The sequence below is a fragment of the Vreelandella sulfidaeris genome (assembly GCF_042429665.1).
Taxonomy (GTDB): Bacteria; Pseudomonadota; Gammaproteobacteria; order Pseudomonadales; family Halomonadaceae; genus Vreelandella.
This window is the reverse complement of the sequence record NZ_JBHMAC010000009.1, coordinates 170901-180160: the sequence shown is the minus strand read 5'-3', so window position 1 is coordinate 180160 and position 9260 is coordinate 170901. Positions and strand designations below refer to the sequence as shown.

9 protein-coding genes are annotated in these 9260 nt (G+C 53.0%); 5 read left to right on the top strand and 4 right to left on the bottom strand.

Annotated features, from left to right (window positions below; all coding sequences use genetic code 11):
• Positions 1 to 275 precede the first annotated feature (275 nt).
• The 3 genes from ACFFLD_RS04915 to cfa all read left to right on the top strand — a co-directional run bounded on the left by ACFFLD_RS04915 (position 276) and on the right by cfa (position 3976).
• Entirely contained in the window at positions 276 to 1766 is a 1491-nt protein-coding gene (locus ACFFLD_RS04915) for a SulP family inorganic anion transporter (protein ID WP_386037419.1), read from the top strand.
• Positions 1767 to 1785: 19 nt separating this feature from the next.
• Positions 1786 to 2643 carry a universal stress protein gene (locus ACFFLD_RS04910; RefSeq protein ID WP_386037416.1) on the top strand — a complete coding sequence of 286 codons (858 nt, stop codon included), beginning with the start codon at positions 1786 to 1788 and terminating at the stop codon, positions 2641 to 2643.
• Positions 2644 to 2815: 172 nt separating this feature from the next.
• Positions 2816 to 3976: a cyclopropane fatty acyl phospholipid synthase gene (cfa, locus tag ACFFLD_RS04905; protein WP_386037413.1), complete on the top strand. Its 1161-nt coding sequence runs from the start codon at positions 2816 to 2818 to the stop codon at positions 3974 to 3976.
• A 106-nt stretch (positions 3977 to 4082) separates the two neighbouring features.
• Here cfa and ACFFLD_RS04900 read toward each other — a convergent pair whose 3' ends face one another.
• From ACFFLD_RS04900 to ACFFLD_RS04885, 4 genes are all read right to left on the bottom strand, one after another.
• The gene (locus ACFFLD_RS04900; protein ID WP_386037410.1) at positions 4083 to 4469 is read right to left on the bottom strand and encodes a fluoride efflux transporter FluC; all 387 of its coding nucleotides are present in this window, start codon (positions 4467 to 4469) and stop codon (positions 4083 to 4085) included.
• Positions 4466 to 4867 (bottom strand): fluoride efflux transporter CrcB, encoded by a 402-nt coding sequence (crcB, locus tag ACFFLD_RS04895; RefSeq protein WP_386037407.1) that lies wholly within the window; start codon positions 4865 to 4867, stop codon positions 4466 to 4468. Before crcB ends, ACFFLD_RS04900 begins: the two co-directional genes overlap by 4 nt.
• 145 nt (positions 4868 to 5012) lie before the next feature.
• Positions 5013 to 6212, bottom strand: coding sequence for an MFS transporter (locus ACFFLD_RS04890; protein ID WP_386037404.1), 1200 nt, complete (start codon positions 6210 to 6212; stop codon positions 5013 to 5015).
• Between the two features lie 119 nt (positions 6213 to 6331).
• A complete protein-coding gene (locus ACFFLD_RS04885; protein ID WP_386037402.1) occupies positions 6332 to 8026 on the bottom strand; it encodes a 2-isopropylmalate synthase in 1695 nt (564 codons plus the stop codon).
• Between the two features lie 257 nt (positions 8027 to 8283).
• Between ACFFLD_RS04885 and ACFFLD_RS04880 the strand changes: the two genes are divergently transcribed.
• Positions 8284 to 8772 (top strand): Lrp/AsnC family transcriptional regulator, encoded by a 489-nt coding sequence (locus ACFFLD_RS04880; RefSeq protein WP_386037399.1) that lies wholly within the window; start codon positions 8284 to 8286, stop codon positions 8770 to 8772.
• 102 nt (positions 8773 to 8874) lie between these two features.
• Positions 8875 to 9231, top strand: coding sequence for a RidA family protein (locus ACFFLD_RS04875; RefSeq protein ID WP_386037396.1), 357 nt, complete (start codon positions 8875 to 8877; stop codon positions 9229 to 9231).
• Positions 9232 to 9260: the final 29 nt, after the last annotated feature.

The window sequence follows — 9260 nt, the reverse complement described above, 5'->3', positions numbered from 1 at the left end:
TCTCAGCGTGATCGATATGGCCCGAATTCTCCAGTTCTAATCGCTGCGCTTTTCAGGGAGAAGGTCACCGCCCTAGGTTTTCCCCCTCCCAGCGATACGCCTGTACACGTTCATTGCGTTGTCACGGCGTAACGGCATGCTATGGCCGTTCATCCGCCATTTGGCGGACTATCTCTATGACTTAATTATTGGCTAGTGCGTTAGCGCGACAGATGCGTACGTCAGTGCTGCGCCAGTGCTTTTACAATCATAACCTTTAGACATGGACTCCCTGAATGTCTCTATATAGTAAGCAAGAGTGGTTTTCCAACATCAAGGGCGACACGCTCTCAGGTATCGTGGTCGCGCTTGCGCTCATTCCCGAGGCGATCGCCTTTTCGATTATTGCCGGTGTTGACCCAAAAGTGGGCCTTTACGCCTCTTTCTGTATTGCGGTCATCATTGCTTTTACTGGTGGTCGGCCTGGCATGATTTCGGCGGCCACCGGCGCCATGGCGCTGTTAATGGTCACCCTGGTGAGAGAGCATGGCCTTGAATACCTGCTCGCGGCAACGCTACTCACCGGCGTGTTTCAGATTGTGGCTGGCTACTTGAAACTGGCTGATTTGATGCGCTTTGTTTCGCGATCCGTGGTGACTGGCTTCGTCAACGCGCTGGCGATTTTAATTTTCATGGCCCAGCTACCGGAATTAACCAACGTCACGTGGCATGTTTACGTCATGACAGGCGCAGGTCTAGGCATTATTTACCTGTTTCCTTACTTGCCGGTTATCGGTAAGTCCATTCCCTCGCCATTGGTATGCATTGTAGTGTTAACGGTGGTGTACATGGTCAGCGGTATGGAAATACGCAGCGTCGGTGACATGGGCGAACTGCCTGACACGTTGCCTGTTTTTCTATGGCCAAGCGTACCGTTGACCCTTGAAACACTATGGATCATTTTACCCTACTCATTGATGCTGACCGTGGTGGGCCTGCTTGAGTCAATGATGACCGCTACCATTGTGGATGACCTGACCGATACACCTAGTAACAAGAACCGTGAGTGCAAGGGCCAGGGGTTAGCCAATATTGGCTCAGGTTTGTTAGGCGGTATGGCGGGCTGCGCCATGATCGGTCAATCAGTGATCAATATTAAATCCGGCGGACGCACGCGGCTCTCGACGCTTATCGCTGGTGTCGTACTGCTATTGATGGTGGTGTTTCTGTCTGACTGGGTGTCGCAAATACCTATGGCGGCCTTGGTCGCGGTTATGATCATGGTTTCCATCGGCACTTTTAGCTGGGAATCAATCCGCGATCTTAAAAAGCATCCACTAAGTACTAATATTGTGATGCTGGCGACTGTAGCGGTGACGGTGAGCACGCATAACCTCGCCATTGGCGTCTTTGTTGGGGTGCTGCTGGCGGCGCTGTTCTTTGCCAATAAAGTTGGCAACATTATGTACATCGGCTCTAAGGAAGTGGAACCAGGTAAAGAGCGCGAATACGACGTCGTTGGACAGGTATTTTTTGCCTCCTCCGAGCGCTTTATCGGCGCCTTTGATTTCAAAGAAAGCATCGATAAAGTCACTATCAATCTTTCCCGGGCGCATTTCTGGGATATTACCGCCGTGCAAGCGCTGGATCGCGTAGTGATTAAATTCCGCCGCGAAGGTACTGAGGTGGAGCTAGTGGGCTTGAGCGAGGCCAGTGCAACGGTGGTGGATAAATACGCCGTGCACAATGACCCCGAAGCGGTAGAAAAACTGATGGGCGGCCACTAAACAACGCTAGGAGAACACAATGACAGAACACGTATTAGCCGCGATTGATGGCTCCCAGTTTGCCGAAAGTGTCTGTGATTACGCCGCCTGGGCAAGCTTGGCCATGGCGGCGCCATTAACCTTTGTGCATGTGGTCGATAACCACTCGGACGTACCCAGCGAACAAAACCTTTCCGGCAATCTGCGTTTCGGTGCCCGCGAGCAATTAATGCAGGAGCTTTCGGCGCTTGATGAACAGCGCGCGAAGGTGAATCGTGAACAGGGCAAACTGATGCTTGAAGCAGCCAAAGCGCGCGCTTTGGAAGATGGCGTTAGTGCTCCTGTTACTCGCCAACTCAACGGTACTCTGGTCGAAACGCTGGTAGAACTTGAAAAAGACGTACGGCTACTGGTGGTGGGTAAACGCGGTGAAACCGCTCATCAGGCAAGTGGTCATCTTGGCGCTAACCTTGAGCGGGTCGTGCGTGAAATGCACCGCCCGATTTTAATGGTACCCACCACTTTTAAGCGCCCTGAAAAAGTATTGATGGCGTTTGATAACAGTAAAACGGCGCGTAAGGGGGTCGAAATGCTCGCCCGTTCGCCGCTCTTTAAAGGCGCCGAATGTCACGTGCTGATTGTCGGGGCTGACACGGCGGAGCATCGGTCTGAACAGGAGTGGGCACTGAGTACGTTGCGTGAAGCGGGCCACCATGCAGAAGGTGCTATTCGTGCTGGCGAGGTTGATGAAGCCCTGCAGGCTTACGAGAAAGAGCACACTATTGATCTGCTCATTATGGGGGCCTATGGGCATTCACGTATTCGCCACCTGCTGGTAGGTAGTACCACAACCACCATGCTACGCAACAGCGAATTGCCTGTTTTAATACTGCGTTAACCACGGTAGTCATACATTTAAACCGGCCTGCTTTCAGCGAGTAGTCCGGTTTTTTTACATTTAATCAGCATTAAAGATAGTGCATTTAATACTGCTAATATGGCAGTGCAGTTCTATTATAAAAGGCAGCTTATGACCTATTCAGTCACTGGAATAGCGCGAGGAGCCTGCCTTGAATCAACTCACATTGGACAAATCCCCCGTTGGCTTCGACGAAGCTTCTCCTTCCCATCGCTTTATCGCCGAGCTTTTGATTCAGGCGGATATCCAGCTTGATGGTGATCGTCCCTGGGATATACAGCTACATGCTCCTGGCGTTATCGATAGCGCCCTTTCGCGAGGTAACCTTGGGCTTGGCGAAAGCTATATGAAAGGGGACTGGGACGCTGAACATCTTGACGAGCTGTTTTACCGATTAATGCGTGCCCAGCTTGGTCAGCGTATCAAGCCCACTCAGTTGATGTATTACTCGCTACGTTCGCGTTTGCTGAACCGGCAAACGGTCAAGCGCGCGTGGGAAGTGGGCGAAAAACATTACGATTTGGGTAATGATTTTTATGCTGCGATGCTCGATCAACGCATGACGTATACCTGCGGCTACTGGAAAGATGCCAAGACCCTTGATGACGCACAGGAAGCCAAGCTTGACCTTATCTGCCGCAAGCTGTCGCTAAAACCTGGTATGCGTGTGTTGGATATCGGCTGTGGCTGGGGCAGCTTCATGGCCTATGCTGCCAAGCATTATGGTGTCGAATGTGTGGGCCTGACTATTTCAAAAGAGCAGGCAGAGTTCGGTCAACGGTTGATCAAGAAAGGCTTGCCGGTTGAGTTTCGATTGCAGGATTACCGTAATGAGAACGAGCGATTTGACCGGGTCGTCAGTATTGGCATGTTCGAGCATGTGGGGCATAAAAACTATCGTGAGTTCATGACCGTCGCAAACCGTTGCTTAAAAGATGACGGACTATTCTTGTTGCATACCATCGGAAAAAATCTGAGCAATACCGTCACCGATCCATGGATCGATAAGTACATTTTTCCCAATGGTGAGTTGCCTACCCTGGGACAAGTGGCGGACGCCGCTGAAGCGCTATTCGTGGTGGAGGATGTTCACAATTTTGGCGCCGATTATGATCGCACGTTGATGGCTTGGCACCATAACTTCGAGTCTAATTGGGCGACCTTTAAACACCAGTATGGAGAGCATTTTTATCGTATGTGGCACTACTATCTGCTGAGTTGTGCCGGAGCCTTCCGAGCGAGGGAAATTCAACTCTGGCAGCTTGTGATGAGCAAGCAAGGCGTTGTGGGAGGGTACTCCCGAATCAGCTAGCCTTGCTCATAAAGACATTTTCGCTGCTTTCATGATTCAGCCCCGGCGTTTATGCAGTTAACGCTGGATACCTTCTGGCCTAGGGTTGATGCCAAGCTAGCGATGATTAACGAGACAGCGCCATCCGTTCGCCCACCAGAACAGCGCCCAGCCATAGAGGCAGGCTGACCACTACATAAACGAATGCGAGCCATGCATGGCCAGCGTGTATCAAGTGCAGCGTCTCCAAACTAAATAATGAAAAGGTAGTAAAACCGCCGCAAAAACCGCCAACCAGTAATGGCTGATAGCGGGCCAGCTGGCCATGAGGGGAGCGTGAGATAGTGGCCGCCAGCCAGCCAATGAAGCATGAGCCCAGCACGTTGACCAACAGCGTGGCCCACGGGAAGTACGTCCCGAATAGGGCTTGAGTCACAAGCGAAACATCGTATCGCAGTACGCTTCCCAACGCGCTACCACCACCCACTGCCAGATAAGCTTTCCAAGCACTCATAACGGCATCTCTGACAGCGACACCCCAGCTAGCAGCCATCCAAGCGCGACCATCACAAGACCAAGCGTTAGCGTAGCGCCACTGTTGATCGCGGCGCGCAGCGTTTGGCCGCGTTGCCATAGCTCAATGGTTTGTAAGCTAAAGGAGGAAACCGTGGTATAGCCACCCAGAAGGCCCACCACAGTGAATAACCATAAAGGTGAAGGCGTTGCGGGTAGTCCCTGTAGGCCCAGCCACCAACCAGCCACCAGGGCGCCGCTGGTATTGACGGCCAGCGTGCCCCAGGGGAAGGCCTTGCCCAGATAGCGGGCGAGTAAATTTGAGAGAGCGAATCTTCCCACTCCGCCCAGCGCACCGCCCAGCGCGATGATCAGAGCGTTGGTTAGGCCATCGCCCATATTCACTCCTTGGCACCTTTGATTGGCCGCTAAGTGTAGCATGCCCTAATGAGTGGACAGAGGGTCAGCAACACGCCGTTAGAACGTTGTGACATGGCTAGTGTGTATAGGATAGATACGTTATAGCGGACAGGAAGGCCGCTCCTTATGGTTCAACGCTGTCAATAGACGACGCTTCCCACAGTACGCGCTGGGCCAGTAGCCAGCCAGCAACGATAAACAACAGCATGCCCATTAGCAGCACATTAAACGGAACGCCTGCCCCAATTGCCAGCCCCAGCACCGCTGGCGCGATGCCGGTGGAGAACACCATGGCCGCGCTAAGAGCAGAGCGTACCTTACCAAGATGCTCGGCGCCCCATAGCTTAATCAGCAGACCTGAGGCAACCAGCTCTTGCGCTCCCATGGCCAAACCACCACCCACCATCAGCGCCCAAATACTGATATTTCCGCCGATGGTTAGCGCCATTAGCATAGCGATGGCGTAGGGCAACAGGTATAAGCGTGCGAGCTTCACTGGGCCTAGCTTATCCACCCAGCGGCCTCCTAGCAGTGCCCCCGGCAGCTTGGCGACCCCCATGCCGGTCAGCGCTAGCGCGTAAACGGCCAGCGAGCTATCAAGGGCTTCGGTTAATTGGGCTTGATAAATGAATAGCCCCGTCATGGTGATAGGCAGTGCCATCAATAGCGGCATTAGCAGCCAAAAACGCTTTTCGCGAAAGGGGCGAGGGCCGTGGGGTGTTTGTGTTGTTGGTTTAACGCCCGGGGCGCTGGGCCAGGGTGCTTTGAACAGCAGCCACAGCCAAGGCAGGGCAATGACGCCACACAGCAGCCACCAGAAGGTTTGCCAGTCACTCCAGATCAATGCGGCTGCCACCAGCGGGGGGAGCAGTGCTTCGCCCAGCGGGATCCCTAGATTAGCCAGCCCAATGGCGCGACCGCGCAGGGTGGTAAACTCCCTTGCCGCCAGCGTATTACCCAAATGGGTCAACATGCCTTGGCCGCATAGCCGCACTATTCCAAGGCCGACTATCCCCAGCCACCACCAGGGCGATAAGGTAAGCAGCACCACGCCGGTTAACAGCAGCGACAAAATGGTTGCCGCAAAACGACGAGGGTTAATCCAATCAATAGACGGCCCAAAGCGCAGCATACAAAAGCCCGCTATTAGCGTCACCACTGCATAAGCAGTGCCGAATTGGCCAACACTAAGCCCTAGGTGGTCTGAAAGGGGGGCTTGAAAGAGGCCAATAAAGTAACTCTGGCCAAGGCCTGAGCTGAACATGGCCAAAAAAGCGATACTTAGGACGCCGCGGTGGTCGCGTAGCAGGAGACGGTAGCCCATTGATAACATTCCCTTAGGTGGTCAAATCCATGAGAAGGCTAACGATTGTAGGCGACTTGGCGACACAGATGAATTTTTACCTCATCGGTGGTGTCGCCAGGTAAAGGTAAGTACGCGTGTTATTGGCTTACAAGCTCACCCTTTGGGCACGATGCTTCCTCCAGTACGGCATGCGCAGCAAGATTAATGCCTGAGATTAACGCCTTTAGCGAGGCGCTCACCGTGTCGCTATCTTCGGCGACCGCGCAGAGCCGCTGACCATCAATATTGAGCTGCACAAAGGCAATCGCATTGGCCTCACTGCTTGCCCCTAATGAGTGCTCACTGTAGTCGATAATTCCCACGCTGCTGCCGGAGTGACGCTGCCATGCATCGGTAAAGGCGGACATTGCGCCGTTGCCATTACCCGCAAGACGTAGTGTTTCATTCCCCTGTTGCAGAGTGACTTCAATGCCTTCTTGCTGACCTTTCGAGAGTCGATAATCAACTAACGAGAGCGGGGCTTCCTGGGTGAAATGATCGAACATCACTTGGCGAATCATCTCGCTGGAAAGTTCGCTGGCACGTTTTTCGCTTTCTTGCTGCACGTAGGGCGCCAGTGCCAGCATCATCCAGCGTGGCAGATTGATGCCGTAGTCACGCTCAAGTAAAAATGCCATGCCACCTTTGCCGGACTGGCTGTTAACGCGAATCACCGCTTGGTAGTCGCGCCCGATATCATGGGGGTCGATAGGCAAATAGGCGACTTGCCAGGGCTCATCGGGCTTTTGATGTTTGAGCGATTTACGAATTGCATCCTGATGGCTGCCTGAGAAGGCGGTATAGACCATCTCGCCCACCCAAGGGTGACGCGGGTGAATGGCGATGCCCGTGCATTCGTTGACGACCTGAATGATTTCATCAGGGTTGGATAGATCCAATTCAGGATCAATACCCTGGCTATACAGGTTCATTGCCAGGGTGACGATATCCATATTGCCCGTGCGCTCGCCATTGCCTAACAGGGTGCCTTCCACCCGCTCGGCACCGGCCAGCAGGGCAAGTTCGGCGGACGCCACCGCGCCACCACGGTCGTTATGGGTATGCACCGAGATAATGACGCTGTCGCGACGGCTAATGTGCTGGCAGAAGTACTCAATCTGGTCGGCGTGATGGTGCGGCCCAGCGACTTCCACCGTGGTAGGCAGATTGAGAATACATTTGTGATCCGGAGTGGGCTGCCATACGTCCATTACCGCTTCGCAAATCTCTAGAGAGAAGTCGATTTCGGTGCTGGAAAAACTTTCCGGGGTATATTCAAAACACCACTCAATATCGGGGTAGCGTTCGGCATAGGTTTTGACCCAGGTAGCCCCTTGCACGGCGATATCAATAATCCCACCGCGATCCATCTCAAATACGCGTTCGCGTTGAATCGTTGAGGTTGAGTTGTACAGGTGCACAATGGCGCGTTTAGCGCCCACCAAGGACGCAAAGGTTTTTTCAATCAAGTGCTCGCGACATTGCACCAGTACCGCAATGGTGACGTCGTCGGGAATTTGGTCTTCCTCAATCAGCCATCGAACGAAATCGTAGTCGGGCTGGCTAGCGGATGGGAAGCCGACCATGACTTCCTTAATGCCTACCTTCACAATCTGATGCCAGAAACGCTGTTTCTGCTCCACGCTCATCGGTTCAAGCAGTGCCTGATTGCCGTCGCGTAAGTCTTCGCTCACCCAGATCGGGGCGTGTTCAAGATCACGGTCCGGCCATTGGCGATTAAAGGAGGGCATACGAGGCGCCGGGCGATATTTACGATGATCGAAAGCAGACATAACGGTATTCCTGAAGGTAGTAATATTCCTGGAAGTAACAGGTGATAAAAACAGGCTGCGGATAGCGAAAGCCGCTGATGGGCGGTGCGGAAACCTCTGTTGATAAAGAGGCACCGCATCGCATCAATGACTGCTTTTGGCAGTTCATCTAGTGTAAAGGGTTTGCTGCGCTAGGTTATTGCGAAAAAAAGAGAAAATCGTAAAGAATTGGCATATTATGCCTGGGTTGTTAAATTTATTAGCAGGAGATGCTTTGTATGTCGCCAGCGCCTCTCGAGTTGGATCGTTTTGATCGCCATATCTTGGATATTTTGCAGCAGGAGGGGCGCATCAGTAATCAGGAGCTTTCTGATCGTATTGGGCTCTCACCGTCCCCTTGTTTGCGACGCGTACGAGCGATGGAAGAGCATGGCCTGATTCAGCATTATCGTGCCGAGGTGGATGCCCGCCCGCTGGGCTACCAGTTAATGGCGCTGCTGCATATCTCCATGGATCAGCACACGCCTGAGCGTTTTGATAATTTTGAGCGCCATATCAGTGAGATACCCAACGTTATCGAATGCCTGATCATTACCGGTCAAGCGGCTGATTTTCAGCTCAAGCTATTGGTGCGCGATATGGATGATTACCAGCATCTGTTGCTGCATGTGATTAACCGTATTGAAGGGGTGACCGGCGCACATACCAGCTTTGTGCTTCGGCGGGTCTTTGAGAATCGTCCTGTGCCGACTCATCATCGCGTGTAAGCCGCTTTAATAGTATCTATAAACACAGCGTCGCTAAGCGATGGTCAAACGTCAACGAAGCGGTTTAGACTGTATTTTTTACACTGGTTAGGAGGTTTTGCTATGACTATTCAGCGTCACGATACAAAAGCCCGCATGAGCCGCGCTGTCATTCATCAGAACGTGGCCTACCTATGTGGTCAGGTGGCCGGGCCAGAGGCTCGTGAGGGTGATATTACCGCTCAAACGGAGAGCATGCTGGCTCGGGTGGATGAGCTGTTAAAAGAGATTGGTTCCAGCCGTGAGCAACTGCTTAGTGCGACGATCTATCTTAAAGACGGCAGCGACGTCGCCGCGATGAATGAGGTGTGGGATGCGTGGGTGCCGCAAGGATACGCACCGGCGCGCGCTTGTATATGCGCACCTATGCCGGCAGATGAACTTAAGGTGGAAATTAGCGTGACCGCCGCGGTGAACTAGCCCGATGCGGTCGGCTATTTGTCATGCGT

Bases quoted from the DNA above. Each gene is read 5' to 3' on its own strand.
- ACFFLD_RS04915 (WP_386037419.1), top strand. From the start codon at position 276: ATGTCTCTATATAGTAAGCAAGAGTGGTTTTCCAACATCAAGGGCGAC.
- ACFFLD_RS04910 (WP_386037416.1), top strand. From the start codon at position 1,786: ATGACAGAACACGTATTAGCCGCGATTGATGGCTCCCAGTTTGCCGAA.
- ACFFLD_RS04900 (WP_386037410.1), bottom strand. From the start codon at position 4,469: ATGAGTGCTTGGAAAGCTTATCTGGCAGTGGGTGGTGGTAGCGCGTTG.
- crcB (WP_386037407.1), bottom strand. From the start codon at position 4,867: ATGGGCGATGGCCTAACCAACGCTCTGATCATCGCGCTGGGCGGTGCG.
- ACFFLD_RS04890 (WP_386037404.1), bottom strand. From the start codon at position 6,212: ATGGGCTACCGTCTCCTGCTACGCGACCACCGCGGCGTCCTAAGTATC.
- ACFFLD_RS04885 (WP_386037402.1), bottom strand. From the start codon at position 8,026: ATGTCTGCTTTCGATCATCGTAAATATCGCCCGGCGCCTCGTATGCCC.
- ACFFLD_RS04880 (WP_386037399.1), top strand. From the start codon at position 8,284: ATGTCGCCAGCGCCTCTCGAGTTGGATCGTTTTGATCGCCATATCTTG.
- ACFFLD_RS04875 (WP_386037396.1), top strand. From the start codon at position 8,875: ATGACTATTCAGCGTCACGATACAAAAGCCCGCATGAGCCGCGCTGTC.